This is a genomic window from Sphingomonas sp. 2SG, assembly GCF_005503285.1.
GTDB lineage: Bacteria > Pseudomonadota > Alphaproteobacteria > Sphingomonadales > Sphingomonadaceae > Sphingomonas > Sphingomonas taxi.
The window spans coordinates 67,578-83,433 of sequence record NZ_SCMZ01000006.1; the positions used below are offsets into that span (position 1 = coordinate 67,578).

At 68.1% G+C, this 15,856-nt stretch carries 16 protein-coding genes; 3 read left to right on the forward strand and 13 right to left on the reverse strand.

What is annotated here, in order from left to right:
- Positions 1 to 69: 69 nt before the first annotated feature.
- The 5 genes from ssb to FFS23_RS04480 all read right to left on the reverse strand — a co-directional run bounded on the left by ssb (position 70) and on the right by FFS23_RS04480 (position 4,623).
- The gene (ssb, locus tag FFS23_RS04460; RefSeq protein ID WP_137897614.1) at positions 70 to 654 is read right to left on the reverse strand and encodes a single-stranded DNA-binding protein; all 585 of its coding nucleotides are present in this window, start codon (positions 652 to 654) and stop codon (positions 70 to 72) included.
- 18 nt (positions 655 to 672) lie between these two features.
- Positions 673 to 2,535: a ferrous iron transporter B gene (gene feoB / locus FFS23_RS04465; RefSeq protein WP_137897615.1), complete on the reverse strand. Its 1,863-nt coding sequence runs from the start codon at positions 2,533 to 2,535 to the stop codon at positions 673 to 675.
- A gap of 2 nt (positions 2,536 to 2,537) precedes the next feature.
- Positions 2,538 to 2,813, reverse strand: a complete 276-nt coding sequence (locus FFS23_RS04470) for a FeoA family protein (RefSeq protein ID WP_038664500.1) — start codon at positions 2,811 to 2,813, stop codon at positions 2,538 to 2,540.
- Positions 2,814 to 3,022: 209 nt separating this feature from the next.
- Complete coding sequence (locus tag FFS23_RS04475) at positions 3,023 to 3,676, reverse strand: COQ9 family protein (protein ID WP_137897616.1); 654 nt, start codon at positions 3,674 to 3,676, stop codon at positions 3,023 to 3,025.
- Positions 3,673 to 4,623 carry a DMT family transporter gene (locus FFS23_RS04480; protein WP_137897617.1) on the reverse strand — a complete coding sequence of 317 codons (951 nt, stop codon included), beginning with the start codon at positions 4,621 to 4,623 and terminating at the stop codon, positions 3,673 to 3,675. The genes FFS23_RS04475 and FFS23_RS04480 overlap by 4 nt, the downstream gene beginning before the upstream one ends.
- Before the next feature lie 51 nt (positions 4,624 to 4,674).
- Here FFS23_RS04480 and FFS23_RS04485 point away from each other — a divergent pair, with 51 nt between their 5' ends.
- Positions 4,675 to 5,748, forward strand: coding sequence for an alkene reductase (locus tag FFS23_RS04485; RefSeq protein ID WP_137897618.1), 1,074 nt, complete (start codon positions 4,675 to 4,677; stop codon positions 5,746 to 5,748).
- A 153-nt stretch (positions 5,749 to 5,901) separates the two neighbouring features.
- Here FFS23_RS04485 and FFS23_RS04490 read toward each other — a convergent pair whose 3' ends face one another.
- The 4 genes from FFS23_RS04490 to FFS23_RS04505 all read right to left on the reverse strand — a co-directional run bounded on the left by FFS23_RS04490 (position 5,902) and on the right by FFS23_RS04505 (position 10,524).
- On the reverse strand, positions 5,902 to 6,336 hold the full coding sequence (locus tag FFS23_RS04490) for a hypothetical protein (RefSeq protein ID WP_171009350.1): 435 nt from the start codon (positions 6,334 to 6,336) through the stop codon (positions 5,902 to 5,904).
- Positions 6,333 to 6,767 (reverse strand): protein tyrosine phosphatase family protein, encoded by a 435-nt coding sequence (locus FFS23_RS04495; protein ID WP_038664491.1) that lies wholly within the window; start codon positions 6,765 to 6,767, stop codon positions 6,333 to 6,335. The genes FFS23_RS04490 and FFS23_RS04495 overlap by 4 nt, the downstream gene beginning before the upstream one ends.
- Positions 6,768 to 6,857: 90 nt before the next feature.
- The gene (recQ, locus tag FFS23_RS04500) at positions 6,858 to 8,630 is read right to left on the reverse strand and encodes a DNA helicase RecQ (protein WP_038664487.1); all 1,773 of its coding nucleotides are present in this window, start codon (positions 8,628 to 8,630) and stop codon (positions 6,858 to 6,860) included.
- A gap of 49 nt (positions 8,631 to 8,679) precedes the next feature.
- The gene (locus FFS23_RS04505) at positions 8,680 to 10,524 is read right to left on the reverse strand and encodes an ABCB family ABC transporter ATP-binding protein/permease (RefSeq protein WP_137897619.1); all 1,845 of its coding nucleotides are present in this window, start codon (positions 10,522 to 10,524) and stop codon (positions 8,680 to 8,682) included.
- A gap of 96 nt (positions 10,525 to 10,620) precedes the next feature.
- Here FFS23_RS04505 and FFS23_RS04510 point away from each other — a divergent pair, with 96 nt between their 5' ends.
- On the forward strand, positions 10,621 to 10,851 hold the full coding sequence (locus FFS23_RS04510) for a hypothetical protein (RefSeq protein ID WP_137897620.1): 231 nt from the start codon (positions 10,621 to 10,623) through the stop codon (positions 10,849 to 10,851).
- 115 nt (positions 10,852 to 10,966) lie between these two features.
- Here FFS23_RS04510 and FFS23_RS04515 read toward each other — a convergent pair whose 3' ends face one another.
- Genes FFS23_RS04515 through FFS23_RS04525 form a run of 3 tightly spaced genes read right to left on the reverse strand, consistent with a single transcriptional unit; the run spans position 10,967 to position 13,017 of the window.
- Positions 10,967 to 11,917 carry a phytoene/squalene synthase family protein gene (locus FFS23_RS04515; protein ID WP_137897621.1) on the reverse strand — a complete coding sequence of 317 codons (951 nt, stop codon included), beginning with the start codon at positions 11,915 to 11,917 and terminating at the stop codon, positions 10,967 to 10,969.
- A complete protein-coding gene (locus FFS23_RS04520; protein ID WP_137897622.1) occupies positions 11,907 to 12,488 on the reverse strand; it encodes an LOG family protein in 582 nt (193 codons plus the stop codon). Before FFS23_RS04520 ends, FFS23_RS04515 begins: the two co-directional genes overlap by 11 nt.
- A 43-nt stretch (positions 12,489 to 12,531) precedes the next feature.
- Complete coding sequence (locus FFS23_RS04525) at positions 12,532 to 13,017, reverse strand: winged helix-turn-helix transcriptional regulator (RefSeq protein WP_137897623.1); 486 nt, start codon at positions 13,015 to 13,017, stop codon at positions 12,532 to 12,534.
- A 152-nt stretch (positions 13,018 to 13,169) separates the two neighbouring features.
- Between FFS23_RS04525 and FFS23_RS04530 the strand changes: the two genes are divergently transcribed.
- Entirely contained in the window at positions 13,170 to 15,272 is a 2,103-nt protein-coding gene (locus FFS23_RS04530; protein ID WP_038667481.1) for a RelA/SpoT family protein, read from the forward strand.
- Positions 15,273 to 15,314: 42 nt separating this feature from the next.
- Here the strand turns inward: FFS23_RS04530 and FFS23_RS04535 are convergent, their stop codons facing one another.
- Entirely contained in the window at positions 15,315 to 15,836 is a 522-nt protein-coding gene (locus FFS23_RS04535; protein WP_137897624.1) for a hypothetical protein, read from the reverse strand.
- Positions 15,837 to 15,856 lie beyond the last annotated feature (20 nt).

Sequence of the window (15,856 nt, forward strand, 5' to 3'; positions counted from 1 at the left end):
GCGCGCGCGCCGGTGCGACCGGCGGCACGCCGCAATGCAACGACAGGCCCGCAGGTGCGCCGGGATCGCTCAGAACGGCACGTCGTCGTCGAGATCGTCGGCGAAGCCTCCACCCTGGCCGAAGCTGCCGCCACCGCGATTGCCGCCGCCCGCAGGCGCACTGCCGCCGCGACCGCCGCTGCCGCCGCCATAACCGCCGCCCGACGAGCCGCCGCCGAAATCGTCGCCGCCGCCGGCCCAGTCGTCACCGCCGCCGGCGCCGCCGCGACCACCACCGCCGCCGCCGCCACCCTGGCCGCCGCCGGGACCGTCGAGCATCGTCAGCACGCTGTTGAAGCCCTGCAGCACGATCTCGGTCGAATATTTGTCGTTACCCTGCTGATCCTGCCATTTGCGGGTCTGCAGCGCGCCCTCGATATACACTTTCGAGCCCTTGCGCAGGAAGCGCTCGGCGACGTTTGCGAGGCCTTCGTTGAAGATCGCGACCGAATGCCATTCGGTCTTTTCCTTGCGCTCGCCGCTGTTCTTGTCCTTCCAGGACTCGGAGGTGGCGATGCGCAGGTTGACCACCTTGCCGCCGTTCTGGAAGCTGCGGCTTTCGGGGTCGCGCCCCAGGTTGCCGACGAGAATGACCTTGTTGACGCTACCCGCCATGAAATGCCCCGAAAATGCCTAGAGGCCGGCGAACACCGCCAGCCAGTATGTGATCCCGGCCATGATGTAGGCGGCGGCGAACAAATAGCCAACCATGAACAGCGGCCATTTCCAGCCGTTGGTCTCGCGCCGGGTCACCGCGATCGTCGAGATGCATTGCGGCGCGAAGACGAACCACATCAGAAAGGCAAGCGCGGTCGGCAGCGTCCAGCGGCCGCGGATCTGGTCGGTGATGCGATCGGTGCCGCCGCCGTCCTTGTCGTCGATCGCATAGACGGTGCCGATCGCCGACACCGCGACCTCGCGCGCCGCCATCGCCGGCAGCAGCGCCAGCGCGATGTCGCGATTGAAGCCGATCGGCTTGACGACATATTCGATGCCATGACCGATCCGGCCGCCGATCGAATAGTCGACCGGGCTGACGCCGCTGCCCTCGGGCGGCTTGGGGAAGCTGAGCAGCAGCCAGAGCACGACGGTGGTCGCTGCGATGATCGTGCCGGCGCGCTTGAGGAAGATCACCGCGCGCTGCCAAAGCCCGAGAACCACGTCGCGTAGCAGCGGCACCTGATATTTCGGCATCTCCATCATGAAGCCCGACGAGGCGCCCTTGGTCACCGTCCGGCGCAGCGCCAGCGCGGCGAAATAGGCGCCGGCGATACCGGTCACGAGCAGGCCGAACATCACGACGCCCTGCAACCGGATGAACGGCGCGAGCTGCGTATTGGGAATCATCGCGCCGATGATCAGCGTGTAGACCGGCCAGCGTGCGCTGCACGTCATCAACGGCGCAATCAGGATCGTGGTCAGCCGGTCCTTCTCGTCCTCGATCACCCGCGTCGCCATGATGCCGGGGACGGCGCAGGCGAAGCTCGACAGCAGCGGGATGAACGCCCGCCCCGACAGGCCAACGGTGGCCATCAGCCGGTCCATCAGGAACGCCGCGCGCACCATATAGCCCGACGATTCGAGGATCAGGATGAACAGGAACAGGATCAGGATCTGCGGCAGGAAGACGATCACCGCGCCGACGCCGGCGATCAGCCCGTCGGTGAGCAGCGAGCGGACGAATCCCTCCGGCATCGCGCTTTTGATCACGTCCTGCAAGGCGGCGAAGCCCGCGTCGATCGCATCGGCGGGGACCGCGGCCCAGGTGAACACCGCCTGGAACATCACGAACAGGATGGTGACGAGCAGCAGCGGCCCGACGATCGGATGCAGCGCGACCGTGTCGAGCATATGCGCCCAGCGCCGGCCCGCGGTTTCCGAGACGGTGGCCGCGGTGGCGATGCGGCGGGCGCGGCGTTGCAGCTGGACGATATCGTCCTGCGTTCCCGCCGAGACGTCGGGCGCACGCGGTTTGGCCCCGCCGCCGACGAGATCGGCGACCGCACCGCGCAACGCGTCGATGCCGCGCCGGCGCACCGCGACGGTCGGGATCACTGGCACGCCGAGTTCGCGCTCGAGCACCGCGGCGTCGAGCGTCAGCCCGTCGCGCTCGGCGAGATCGACCATGTTGAGCGCGACCACCACGGGCAGGCCGAGCGCGATCAGCTGGAGCGTGAAGCGCAGATGGTTGTCGAGATTGGCGGCGTCGACCACTACGACCAGCGCGTCGGGCAGCCGTTCGAGGCTGCTCGCGCCGGTGACGACGTCGCGGGTGACGCGTTCGTCGGGGCTGGAGGGTTCGAGACTATAGGCGCCGGGCAGGTCGATCAGCTCGACCGGGCGGCCGTCGTCGAGCACCAGCCGGCCCGAATGGCGCTCCACCGTGACGCCCGGATAATTGCCGACCTTCTGCCGCGCGCCGGTCAGCGCGTTGAACAGCGCGCTTTTGCCGGCATTGGGATTGCCGACCAGCGCGACCAGCGGGGCTGCATGCACGGTTATTCGGCGGTGGCGGGAGCCACATGCACCGCGCCGGCGACGGCGCGACGCAGCGCGACGGTCATCCGGCCGATCCGGCAGGCGATCGGGCCGCTGCCGAGCGAGGCGCGATGCAGCACCTCGACCGCGACGCCCTCATCGAAGCCGAGTTCGCGCAACCGCCGCGCCTCGGGCACCGCGAGGCGGGTCCAGTCGATCGCCGCCACGGTCGCACGCTGGCGACGCGGGAGCGACACGAGGTCGAGAGCAGGAACGACGGTACGCGACATATCCATGATGCAACTGATTATCATTTACCCACGGGGGAGTAAAGCGGTGCGAATGGGAAATGTCGATCGGGGCGGAGGCCGGTCCTGCCGGTCGCAGATCGCCCTTCCGGCAAGTGCGCCGCGTTCCTCATTTGCTCCGTCTCGCGCGAAAATCGATCGAACCTCATGGCGGCTTTATAGACAGTATCACCCGCAAAATGGTCGGGAGAGTGGATTCACACCGCCGGATAGCGCAGCCGGCCGACGAACCGCGACAGGCTCGGCCGATGCTCGTAGCGTTTGGTGAACGCCGCCTTGGTCTTCTCGAAGCGCATGATCCCGTCGATCCGCCGCGCCAGGAAGGCGCGCGTGTCGGCATGGCCCTCGCTGTCGTCGTCGAGGAAGACGGTCATCGTCGCGGCATAGACGCCGAGCAGGATCGTCCGCTTGGTATAGTGATTGTAGTCGGTCGCGGTGTCGCCCGCCATCCGCCACATCACGTCGACGCTGCGCCAGCCGAACTGCGCGGCGCGCGATACGTTTTGCGGCAGCGCGAGGATCGCGCGCGCGCGACGCAGCGATTCGCGATCCGGTGCGACGATGGCCAGCCTCGCCTCGACGAGTGCGGTGATCCGCGCGCGGATCTTCATCGCCGCCAGTGTCTCGGGCGGCAGCGTCGCCGCCATCCGCCGGTCGATCGCCCCGAACCAGGCGTCGATCATTTCGATGGCGCCGCCCGAGAAGGCGAGCCGCGCGACGTCGCGGTCGATCCCGGCGCCATCGGCCGCCATGTCGCGCGCGGCGTCGCCCCAGCCGTCGAACGCGGCATTGGCGGCGATGCCTTCCGCGAGCGTCTCGCGGATCTCGTCGAGCGTCAGGTCCTGCGTCATGCTTCCATCTCCTGCACGGCTGCCTCCTGCGCCCGCCGGCGCGACGGTGCAACCTCGGCGCGGCGCACCAGCACCAACGCCAGCGCGACCAACGCGACCCCGACCCAATCTGGTCCCCGCAATCGCTCGCCATATTCGACCCAGCCGATCGCACCCGCCACCACCGGCTGGATCAGCAGCCCGATGCCGATCACCAGCGGCGACAGGCGGCCGAGCGCGAAGATCATGCAGCCCTGGCCGATCACCTGGCTGACCAAGGCGAGGCCGACGAGCGGCGACCAATGCTGTGGCATCACGGTCTCGCGCAGCAGCAGCGCGAAGGCGAGCATCGGCAGCGCGGTCGCCGCACTGGCCAGCGCCAGTGCCGGCAGCGGCCGCATCGCCAGCCGGACCCGCGCCATCAGCACGATATAGAGCGTATAGAGAATGCCGGCGAGGATGCAGAGCAGGTCGCCGGCGAGGTTGCGCGAATCGAGCTGGTAGGAGCGCCCCATCAGCAGCCCCGCGCCGATCGCGGCGAGCAGCAGCGCGATCCCCTGCGTCCGCGTCGGCCACGCCCTGGCAACGAGGAAGCCGTAGAGCGGGTAGATCAGGATCGCCGAATTGCCGAACAGCGTCGCATTGGCCATCGTCGTGCGGACGATGCCGAGATGCCAGCTGGCGAGGTCGGCGGCGAAGGCGACGCCGCCGATCGCCAGCATGACCCACAGGCCGGCGCCCAGCCGAGCCGGCCGGCCGCCGCTCGCCAGCGCGAGCCCGGCAAGGAAGGGGATGGCGAGCGCGATCCGCCAGAAGCCGGCGGCGACCGGGCCGACATCGGCGAGCCGGACGAACCACGGCCCGAAGGCGAGCGCGACATTGGCGACGACCAGCGCGGCGAACGCGGCGCCCGGCGCCTGCCAGGTTGCCGCCGCGACAGTTTTTCTTCTGGGCCTCGCCTGATGCATGCCGCCCTGTAGCGCCCTATCTCCCGTCCGTCAGGCCATTTGGGAGCATCTATGCCGAGCCTTTTCGAGTCCATTCAGCTGGGCGATATCCACGCCGCCAACCGCGTCCTCATGGCGCCGCTCACCCGCGGCCGGTCGACCGACGATCACGTGCCGACCGACATCATGGTCGATTACTATCGCCAGCGCGCCGGCGCCGGCCTCATCATCACCGAGGGCACCGGCGTCAGCCGTCAGGGCCTGGGCTGGCCGAACGCGCCGGGCCTGTGGACCGACGCGCAGGTCGAGGCGTGGAAGCCGGTCACCGCCGCGGTGCACGAGGCCGGCGGCAAGATCGTCGCGCAGATCTGGCATATGGGCCGGCTCGCCCGCCCGGACGTGATCGGCATGACGCCGCTGTCGTCCTCGGCGACGCGCGCGCCCTATCACAAGCCCGAAAACCCCTATGCCGAGGCGCAGGCGGCGACGCTCGACGACATCCGCCGGGCGCAGGACGAATATGCCGATGCCGCGACCAATGCGCTGCGTGCCGGCTTCGACGGCGTCCAGATCCATGGCGCGAATGGCTATCTGGTCGACCAGTTCCTGCGCGACAACACCAATTTGCGCGACGACGAATACGGCGGCAGCCCGGAAAACCGCATCCGCTTCATGCGCGAGGTGGTCGAGCGGGTGATCGACGCGATCGGCGCCGGCCGCACCTCGATCCGCCTGTCGCCCAACGGCGAGACGCAGGGCGCCGACGACAGCGATCCCGCCAGCGTCTTCGTCCCCGCCGCGGCGGCGCTCGACGCGCTCGGCATCGGCTTCCTCGAGCTGCGCGAACAGGCGCCCGACGGCACCTTCGGCAGCACCGACGTGCCCAAGCTCAGCCCGCAGATCCGCGAGGTGTTCAAGCGGCCGCTGATCCTCAACCAGGATTATACGCCGGAGGGCGCGCAGGCCGATCTCGACTCGGGGGTGGCGGACGGCATCGCCTTCGGCCGCAAGTTCATCGCCAACCCCGATCTCGTCGAACGCCTGCGTCAGGGTGCACCGCTCGCCAAGGACGATCAGGCGACCTGGTATTCGAAGGGGCCGGAAGGCTACATCGATTACCCGGCGCTCGAGACCGAGGCGGCGTAACTCAATTCCTCCCCCGCAAGGGGGAGGTGGCACGCCGAAGGCGTGACGGAGGGGGAGGAAAGGGTGGGAGTCCTTGACAGAGCTCCACCCTGTCCTCCCCCTCCACCAGCTTCGCTGGTTCCCCTCCCCCTGGCGGGGGAGGACCTGAAAGGTCTACCGCCCCAGATGCGGCACGAGCCGCTTGAGATCGGCCGGCGCCAGCCGCCGCACGTCGAGCGCATCCACGCCCGCGACCAGCACCGCGCCCAGTTTCCGCTCGCCGGTGTCGATCAAAATGCCCTCCGCGGTCGAGCGCAGCGCCCCCCATGGCACCTCGCGTACCGCGATCCGGGCGCCGTCGCGCGTCATCACCGCGACGCGCCCGCCGCGATCGACCGCCAGCGCGCCGCCGCCATCGGCGCCGACCACCGCACCCTGCGTGTCGAAACCCGACAGCGCGCGTTCGGCCGCCTCCGCCGCTTCCTCGGGGCTGGCGATCCGCGGCTTGCGGCGACCGCGCGAGGCCAGCACGACGCTGAGCGTCACCGCTATCGCGACCAAGGCCGCGCCGACCGCGATCCAGATCTCCCGATCGGTCACGTCCGTCACGCGCCGCCGGCGAGCGCGTCCAGCGTCGGCTTCATACCGGCAAGGTCGTAGCCCGCGCCGCGCGCCTGCGCGACGAGCAGCTCGGGATCGCGCCCCGCCTTGGCCGCGGCGAGCGCCCAGAGGTTGCAGCTCCGCGTCCCCGACCGGCAATAAGCGAGCACCGGCCCGTCCGCTGCGGTCAGCGCCGCCGCCATCGCGTCGATCTGCGGGTGCGAGAAGCCGGCATGCGTCACGGGGATCGCGCTATAGGCGAGGCCCGCCGCCTCCGCCGCGGCGCGGATCGTGTCGCCGCTCGGCTGGCCGCTGTCCTCGTCGTCCGGACGGTTGTTGACGATCGCGACGAAACCCGCCGCCTTGATCGCCGCGATATCCTCGGGAGCGATCTGCGGAGCGACGCTGATCCGGTCGTTGATGCTGCGAATGTCGGCCATCCGGTCCCATTACGCGATCGGTCGAGATACGTCAGCTATTTTGGTCGCGTTTCCACGCCTTTTGTACCGGGTTTCTTAACCGACGACAGATCAGCCGTGCGACCGGATCACGTCGAGGAAGGCGTCGCCATAAGCCTCCAGCTTGCGCGCGCCGATGCCCGACAGATGCATCAGCTCGGCGCGGCTGCCCGGCCGCTGCGCCGCCATTTCGCGCAGCACCGAATCGTGGAAGATCACATAGGGCGGCACCCCCGCCTCCTTGGCGAGATCGCGGCGGCAGGTCCGCAGCGCCTCGAACAGCGGATTGTCCGCCGGATTGGCCGCGACGCCGGCATCGCGCTTGCGGCCACCGCGGGCGCGCTTGGGCGGCACCACCAGCATCACCTGCTGCCCCTCCTTGAGGATCGGCCGCGCGCCGGGACCGAATTCCAGCCCGCCATGCGCATTGGTGCGCAGCGCATCGCGGAGCAGCAGCGCGCGCGCCACCGGCTTGATCAGCGCCGCCTCCTCGCCGTCGACGATGCCCCAGACCGACAGCGATTCATGCCCGCGATCGACGCTGCGCTCGGTCGACTGGCCGAGCAGCACCTGTTCGACATAGCCGACGCCGAACATCTGACCGGTGCGGAACACCGCAGAGAGGAATTTCATCGCGGTCTGCGTCGCGTCGACCGCATCGGGCGACCCGAGGCAATTGTCGCAATTGCCGCAATCCTCCTGCCGGTCCTCGCCGAAATGCTTGAGCAGGATGCGGCGGCGGCAACCCGCGGTCTCGACCAGCGCGCCGAGCGCCGCCAGCCGGGTGCGCTCGCCCGCCTGCCGTTCGGGCTCGACCTCGCCGATCCGCTGGCGGGCGCGGGCGAAATCCTCGGCGCCCCAGAACAGATGCGCCACCGCCGGATCGCCGTCGCGGCCGGCGCGGCCGGTCTCCTGATAATAGGCCTCGATCGACTTGGGCAGGCCGGCATGCGCGACGAAGCGGACATCGGGCTTGTCGATCCCCATGCCGAAGGCGACCGTCGCGCAGATCACCATGTCTTCGGAGGCGACGAAATCCGCCTGGTTCTTCTGGCGGATATGCGCGTCGAGCCCGGCATGATAGGCGCGCGTCGGCCGCCCGGTGCGGCCCAGGGCCTCGGCGAGCTTCTCGGTCGCGGCGCGGGTCTGCGCATAGACGATGCCGGGGCCGGGGGTGGCGGCGATGACGTCGGCGATCTGCTTGGTGGTGTTCGCCTTGGGGGTGATCGCATAGCGGATATTGGGCCGGTCGAACCCCGAGACGATCAGCCCGTCCGCCGGAATGCCGAGCTGTTGCAGGATGTCGCTGCGGGTATGCGCATCGGCGGTGGCGGTCAGCGCCAGCCGCGGCACCTCCGGAAAGGCATCCATCAGCGGCGCGAGCAACCGGTAATCGGGGCGGAAGTCGTGGCCCCATTCGCTGACGCAATGCGCCTCGTCGATCGCGAACAGGCTGAGCTTCGCGCTCGCCAGCAATTCGCGGAAATGGCCGGTCGAGGCGCGCTCGGGCGCGATATAGAGCAGGTCGAGCTCGCCGGCGCGGAAGCGTGCGATCGACTCGGCGCGATTCTGGTCGGCGCTGGTCAGCGTCGCGGCGCGGATCCCCACCGCCTCGGCGGCGCGGAGCTGGTCGTGCATCAGCGCGATCAGCGGCGAGACGACGACGCACGTCCCCTCCATCATCACCGACGGCAATTGGTAGCAGAGCGACTTGCCCGCACCCGTCGGCATCACGCCGAGCGTCCGCTGCCCCGCCAGCACGCGGGTGACGACATCCTCCTGCACACCACGGAACGCAGGAAAGCCGAAGACGCGCGACAGGGTGGGCAGGGGATCGGGGATCATCACCGCGCCATGTAGGCGCGGGGGCCGCCAGCGTCGACCCGCGCCCGCCTCATTCCGCCGCGAGCGCGCCCTCGCTGGCGCCCGGCACGTCCTCGTCCTGCTCCTGCGCCTGACGCGCCCACATTTCGGCATAGACGCCGCCCAGCCGCAGCAGTTCGGCATGCGTGCCGCGCTCGGCGACATGGCCGCCGTCGAGCACGACGATCTGGTCGGCGTGGATCACCGTCGACAGGCGGTGCGCGATGACGATCGTCGTGCGGCCGCGCTCGATCGCTTCCAGCGTGTCGAGGATCTCCGCCTCGGTGCGGCTGTCGAGCGCGCTCGTCGCCTCGTCGAGGATCAGGATCGGCGGGTTCTTGAGCAAGGTGCGCGCGATCGCGACGCGCTGCTTCTCGCCGCCCGACAATTTGAGCCCGCGCTCGCCGACACGCGCGTCATAGCCTTCGGGCTGGCGCTCGATGAAGCCGGCGATCGCCGCGCCCGCCGCCGCCGCCTCGACCGCGGCACGGCCCGCGCCCTCGCGGCCGTAGGCGATGTTGTAGCCGATCGTGTCGTTGAACAGCACGGTGTCCTGCGGCACGATGCCGACCGCGGCGCGCAGGCTCGCCTGCTGGACATCGCGGATATCCTGGCCGTCGATCGTGATCCGGCCCTCGGCGACGTCGTAGAAACGGTACATCAGCCGCGCCAGCGTCGACTTCCCCGCGCCCGACGGCCCGACCACCGCCAGCGTGCTGCCTGCCGGCACGTCGAGGTCGAGCCCTTTCAGGATCTCGCGACCGGGGTCGTAGCCGAAGCGCACGCCCTCGAAGCGGACATGACCCTTGGCGATGGCCAGCGGTTTCGCACCGGGGGCGTCGACCACCTCGGCGGGCGTGTCGATCAGCGCGAACATGCTCGCCATGTCGATCACCCCCTGGCGGATCGTGCGATAGACCATGCCGAGCAGGTCGAGCGGCCGGAACAGCTGCGACAGCAAGGTCGAGACGAACACGACGTCGCCCGCCGAGAAGCTGCCGCGGCTCCAGCCCCAGGCGACATAGGCCATGCCGGCGCCGAGCATCAGGTTGGTGATCAGCGCCTGCCCGACGTTGAGCCAGGCGAGGCTGTTCTCCGACTTGGTCGCCGCCGCCGCATAGGCCGAGATCGCCGAATCATAGCGCCGTGCCTCGCGCTCCTCGGCGCCGAAATATTTGACCGTTTCGAAGTTGAGCAGCGAATCGACCGCATGCGCGACCGCGCCGGTATCGAGGTCGTTCATCTGCGCACGCAGCGCGTTGCGCCAGTCGGTCACCCGCTGCGTGAACAGGATATAGATCGCGACCATCGCCACCGTCGCGGCGACTAACGGCCAGCCGAAACTGTGCCAGAAGATGCCGAGCACCATCGCCAGCTCGAGCACCGTCGGCGCGATGTTGAACAGCAGGAAATAGAGCATCGTGTCGATGCTCTTGGTGCCGCGCTCGACCACCTTGGTGACCGCGCCGGTGCGTCGTTCGAGGTGGAAGCGCAGCGACAGGCCGTGGAGGTGGCGGAAGACGTTCGCCGCCAGTCGCCGCGTCGCATCCTGCCCGACGCGCTCGAACACCGCGTTGCGAAGGTTGTCGAACAACGTCGTCGCGAAGCGCGAGGCGGCATAGCCGACCACCAGCAGGATCACGATCGTCGCGACGCCGCGGTCGCCGATCGCCATCCGGTCGACCGCATATTTGAGCGTATAGGCGGCGCCGAACACCTGGACGATCTTGCTCATCACGACGAGCGTCATCGCCCCGACGATCCGCGCCTTCAGCCCCGCCTGACCCGCGGGCCAAAGATAGGGCAGGAAGCGGCGCAGCGTCGGCAACAGGGGCTGATCGGCGCGGGTGTGGCTGGTCGGATCGACGGGAGGCATTGCGCCTCATGTAAGTGCTCGGCCCTCCACGCGAAAGCGACCGGGCGGAACATAATGCGCCCGCCACGGATTTTACCCCGTGGAAGCGAGGCGATCATGGAACCGTTGTTCTACGTCATGGCGATCATGGGCTGCGCGGACGGCAACGTCCAGTGCACCGAGGCGCGGATCGTGCCGACGCATTATAGCTCGATGGCGCAATGCCGTGCGGCGCTGCCCGACCAGCTCGCGCGCAACACCGACGTGCCCTATCCGATGATCGGCGCGGCGTGCCGGACCGAAGGCGCGCAGGTGGCTAAGGCCGAGAGCAAGGCGAAGCGGTCGTAACGCTCGTCTGGGTAATGCCGGGACTCGAAACCCCGTTTGCCCTGAGCCTGTCAAAGGGCGTGAGACTCCCGGTGCTTCGACAAGCTCAGCACGGATGGCTGATTTCGGTCTGACGTTATCGGATCGGCCGCCGCCACAATCCCGGATCGCGCGGCATGTTGACCAGCGTCGTCCGCCCCCGCGCTTCCTTCGCCGCACGCGCGATGAAGCGCAGCTTATCCCCCTTCGACGTCGTCACCCGCGCATCCCACGCGCGCTCGCCACGCATCGCGACCTTGCGACCGATCGCGCCGTAGATCTGCGCCGCTGCCAGCACCGCCCAGGCCGAACGGAACGACAGCGCCCGCGTCCCCATTCGCGCGCTCGCCTCGAACTGCGCGGCGTGGTCGGTCAGCCGCCGCGCGAGGATCGCCAGCGCCGGCCGGTGCTCGGTCGCCATCACGGCACCGGGCGGAATGCCCATCTCGTCGAGCCAGTCGGTTGGCAGATAACAGCGCCCCGCCTGCGCATCCTCGTCGAGATCGCGCGCGATATTGGCGAGCTGGAACGCCAGCCCGAGGTCGCAGGCGCGGTCGAGTACCGGCTCGTCGTCGGGTGCCACCCCCATGATCACCGCCATCATGCAGCCGACGACACCGGCGACATGATAGCAATAGGTCAGCAGGTCATCCTCGGTCTTCGGCCGCCACCCCGCGCCGTCGAGCCGGAATCCCTCGATCAGATCGTGCGCGAACCGCGCCGGCAGCCGCGTCTCGGCGGCGACGATGCGCAGCGCGTCGAACGCCGGCACGCCGATCACCTGCCCGGCCAGCGCCGCGTCGGTCAGCGCCGCCATCGCCGCGACCCGCTCGGGTGCGTCCTCGACCACCGACATGGTATGGCCGTGATCCTGCCCGTCGGCGATATCGTCGCAGGCGCGGCACCAGGCGTAGAGCAGCCACGCGCGCTCGCGCGTCGCGCGGTCGAACAACAGGCTCGCCGCGGCGAAGCTCTTCGAGCCGCGCGCGATCGATTCGTGCGCGGTGGCGACGATCGCGTCGCGCGTCGGACCGGCGCTAGAGGTCAGATGTCTTCATCCGCACGATCGGCTGCGTCGGCACGTGCGCGGCCATCTTGGTCAGCAGGCCGTCGAGCGTGTCGTCGACGATCAGCAGATCGCGATGTTGCGGCCGCAGGAACCCGACCTCCGCCGACTTCTCCCAGAAGGCGATCAGGTGATCGTAATAGCCCGCGACGTTGAGCAATCCGACCGGATCGGCGTGATAGCCGAGCTGCGCCCAGCTCAAAGCCTCCCACAATTCGTCCATCGTGCCGGTGCCGCCGGGGATGGTGACGAAGCCATCGGCGAGATCGGTGAACGCCGCCTTGCGCGCATGCATGCCGGCGACGACGTGCAGCTCGGTGAGGCCGCGATGCGCGACCTCGGCATCGACCAGCGCCTGCGGGATCACGCCGATCACCTCGCCGCCCGCCGCCAGCGCGCCATCGGCGACCGCGCCCATCAGCCCGAGCCGGCCGCCGCCATAGACGACGCCGATGCCGCGCTCGGCGAGCGTCCGGCCGATCGCGCGCGCGGAGTCGATGTAGACGGGGTCGGACGGCGTGGCCGAGCCGCAATAGATAGCGAGGCGTTTCATACGCCTGCCGCTACGCCAGCGCGCGGGCGGGAACAAGCCGTCGTCATTCCGCCGCCGCCGCCCGCACCTCTTCGGGCAACGCCCAGATCAGATCGCCCTGGCCGAGCACCCGGCCGTCCTCCGCATGGACCGCCACCGGCGCGATCGGCCGCCGGTCGCGCGTGTCGACGAGCACCGGAAAGGCGGGCTCGCCGAGCTCCCACCGCTCGCCCCATTGCCGCAGCGCGACCATCGTCGGCAGCAGCGCATGGCCCTTTTCGGTCAGCGTATAGCGGATCTTGCGGCGGTCCTTGGGCAGCGGCTCGCGCTGCAGGATGCCGTGATCGACCAGCCGCGCAAGCCGGTTCGACAGGATGTTGCGGGCGATGCCGAGCTCCGCCTGGAACGCCTCGAAATGATGCAGGCCGTTGAATGCGGCGCGCAGGATCAGGAACGACCAGCGTTCCCCCATCGCCTCCAGCGCCGCGGGCAGGCTGCATCCGCGCAGCGTCTCGCGCAATTTGGGCGGCTGAGCCGGTATCGCCATCATGATCCTCTCCCAGACCGGCTATCTAGCCGATATCGGCGCGGATCGCGACGCCGGCGTGCGCGTCGTCCGCGCAGGCCGGCTCCTGTCGAATTCGGCCGCAAGGTCGCAACAATATGTTGCAAAGCGGTACGACCCTACCCCATGTGGTGCGCGTGCTACGGCAATATGAACTGGTCGACCGCGTGCTCGACTATGACCCGGAGGCGGACGAGGCGCTGCTCAATCGCGCCTATGTCTTTTCGATGCAGGCGCATGGCTCGCAGAAGCGGGCGAGCGGCGATCCCTATTTCAGCCATCCGATCGAGGTGGCGGGCATCCTCACCGACCTGAGGCTCGACGACGAGACGATCGCCACCGCGATCCTCCACGACACGATCGAGGATACCGTCGCGACGCCCGAGGAGATCACCCGGCTGTTCGGCGGCAACGTCGCGCGGCTGGTCGACGGCGTCACCAAGCTGAGCAAGATCGAGGCGCAGACCGAGAACGAGCGCGCCGCGGAGAATCTGCGCAAGTTCCTGCTCGCCATGTCGGACGACATTCGCGTGCTGCTGGTCAAGCTCGCCGACCGGCTGCACAACATGCGCACGCTCCATCACATCGCCAAGCCCGAGAAGCGGCGGCGGATCGCGAAGGAGACGATGGACATCTACGCGCCGCTCGCCGAGCGGATCGGGATGTACGAGTTCATGAAGGAGATGCAGACGCTCGCCTTCGAACAGCTCGAGCCGGAAGCCTATGAGTCGATCAGCAAGCGGCTGGAGCAGCTCAAAACCGGCGGCGGCGACCGGATCGCCAAGATCGCCTCGGGCCTGAAACTGCTGCTCGGCCGCGCCGGCGTCGAGGCCGAGGTGACCGGGCGCGAGAAACACCCCTATTCGATCTGGCGCAAGATGAGCGAGCGCCACATCAGCTTCGAGCAATTGTCCGACGTGATGGCGTTCCGCGCGATCGTGCCGACGGTCGAGGATTGCTACCGCACGCTCGGCATCATCCATCGCCGCTGGCCGATGGTGCCGGGGCGGTTCAAGGATTATATCTCGACGCCCAAGCGCAACGGCTATCGCTCGCTGCACACCAGCGTGATCCATGCCGACAATGCGCGTATCGAGATCCAGATCCGCACCGCCGACATGCATGCCGAGGCCGAATTCGGCCTCGCCGCGCATTGGGCGTATAAGGAAAAGAAGGTCCGCGCCGACAGCCAGCACAGCTGGATCGCCGACCTCGTCGAGATCCTCGACACCGCCGGCAGCCCCGAGGAGCTGCTCGAACATACCCGCATGGCGATGTATCAGGATCGCATCTTCGCCTTCACGCCGAAGGGCGAGTTGATCCAGTTGCCCAAGGGCGCGACGCCGATCGATTTTGCCTATGCGGTCCATACCGATCTCGGCGACCAGGCGGTCGGCGCCAAGATCAACGGCCGCGTCGTGCCGCTGTCGACGGTGATCGAGAATGGCGACCAGGTGCAGGTGCTGCGCTCCAAGGGGCAGGTGCCGCAGCCGGGCTGGCTCAATTTCGCGATCACCGGCAAGGCGCTGGCCGGCATCCGCCGCCATCTGCGCAACCGCGAGCGCGACGAGCTGATCGCATTGGGCCGCAAGCTGTACGACGACATCGTCCGCCGCCTGCCCGCGCAGCTCGGCGGCGACGCGCTCGACCATGCGCTTTCGCGGCTCAACCTCGGTGATGAGGCGGCGCTGATGACCGCGATCGCGCGGCGGACGATCTCCGACCATGCGGTAATGGAGGCGCTGATGCCGGGCTCGGCGGGCGCCGACGTCGGATTGCTGGCGCCGCAATCGACCGCCATTTCGATCAAGGGGCTGACCCCTGGCGTCGCCTTCGACCTCGCCGAATGCTGCCATCCGGTGCCGGGCGACCGGATCGTCGGGCTGCGCCGCCCCGATGCGGGGATCGAGGTCCATGCGATCGACTGTCCGGTGCTCGCCGAACTCGCCGAGCGCGGGACGGACGAGACCGACTGGGTCGATGTCGACTGGGGCGACAAGAGCGACGGCGCGGTGGCGCGGATCGCGGTGCAGGTGAAGAACGAGCCCGGCGCGCTCGGCATCGTCTCGACGATCATCGGTGCGCATCGGGCGAACATCATCGCGCTGCGTCTCGATACGCGCGATTCGATGTTTCACACCAACGTCATCGACGTCGAGGTCCACGACATCCATCAGTTGATGCGGCTGATCGCGGCGCTCCGCGCGGCGGATGCGGTGAATTCGGTCGAGCGGGTGTAAACCCGGCGGCACTTTACGGCGAGCCGCCGGGTTGGCCGACAATCAGCCGCGTGGGTCAGTGATTTTCCAGGTAATATCGTAATATGAGTTGAAAGTTAACTCACAAACGGGAAGGCGTTGCTTGTCGCTTCCTCCCGGGGAATTGGCATTACCGTATCGGGTTTCGGTCTCGATATTATAGGCATACCAGAAGTAACAATTTCCGGTTGTGCCGTCTTGTCGTGTGAAATTGGCATAAAACGACAATTCGGTATAGCGCTCGCCAATATCCAGATCGCCCATCCGGTGATAGCTCGGAATGGACTTGCCCGGCGCTACGGCGCCCTGGATTCGATTTGTGATCGTTCCATCGCTGTTGGCGGTGCCGTAGCGACCAGTCCAGTGGATATTGGAGAACGTCACATCGCTACGTGTCGTACCATTTATGAACGTTCCGGTTATGCTCGTATTGGAGAGTTGCCAGATGCCGTTCTGGTAATGACCCTGACAGCTTGCCATCGTCGGTGTACAAATTGCCGCCAGCGCCGCCAAAGCCAGCAGCATCGCCTTTCTCAACATTTTCATGTCGTTCCTCCTTGCTGGTT

Bases quoted from the DNA above. Each gene is read 5' to 3' on its own strand.
- FFS23_RS04510 (WP_137897620.1), top strand. From the start codon at position 10,621: ATGGAACCGTTGTTCTACGTCATGGCGATCATGGGCTGCGCGGACGGC.
- FFS23_RS04475 (WP_137897616.1), bottom strand. From the start codon at position 3,676: ATGACGCAGGACCTGACGCTCGACGAGATCCGCGAGACGCTCGCGGAA.
- FFS23_RS04505 (WP_137897619.1), bottom strand. From the start codon at position 10,524: ATGCCTCCCGTCGATCCGACCAGCCACACCCGCGCCGATCAGCCCCTG.
- FFS23_RS04520 (WP_137897622.1), bottom strand. From the start codon at position 12,488: ATGAAACGCCTCGCTATCTATTGCGGCTCGGCCACGCCGTCCGACCCC.
- recQ (WP_038664487.1), bottom strand. From the start codon at position 8,630: ATGATCCCCGATCCCCTGCCCACCCTGTCGCGCGTCTTCGGCTTTCCT.
- FFS23_RS04485 (WP_137897618.1), top strand. From the start codon at position 4,675: ATGCCGAGCCTTTTCGAGTCCATTCAGCTGGGCGATATCCACGCCGCC.
- FFS23_RS04535 (WP_137897624.1), bottom strand. From the start codon at position 15,836: ATGAAAATGTTGAGAAAGGCGATGCTGCTGGCTTTGGCGGCGCTGGCG.
- FFS23_RS04480 (WP_137897617.1), bottom strand. From the start codon at position 4,623: ATGCATCAGGCGAGGCCCAGAAGAAAAACTGTCGCGGCGGCAACCTGG.
- FFS23_RS04495 (WP_038664491.1), bottom strand. From the start codon at position 6,767: ATGGCCGACATTCGCAGCATCAACGACCGGATCAGCGTCGCTCCGCAG.
- ssb (WP_137897614.1), bottom strand. From the start codon at position 654: ATGGCGGGTAGCGTCAACAAGGTCATTCTCGTCGGCAACCTGGGGCGC.
- FFS23_RS04525 (WP_137897623.1), bottom strand. From the start codon at position 13,017: ATGATGGCGATACCGGCTCAGCCGCCCAAATTGCGCGAGACGCTGCGC.
- FFS23_RS04470 (WP_038664500.1), bottom strand. From the start codon at position 2,813: ATGGATATGTCGCGTACCGTCGTTCCTGCTCTCGACCTCGTGTCGCTC.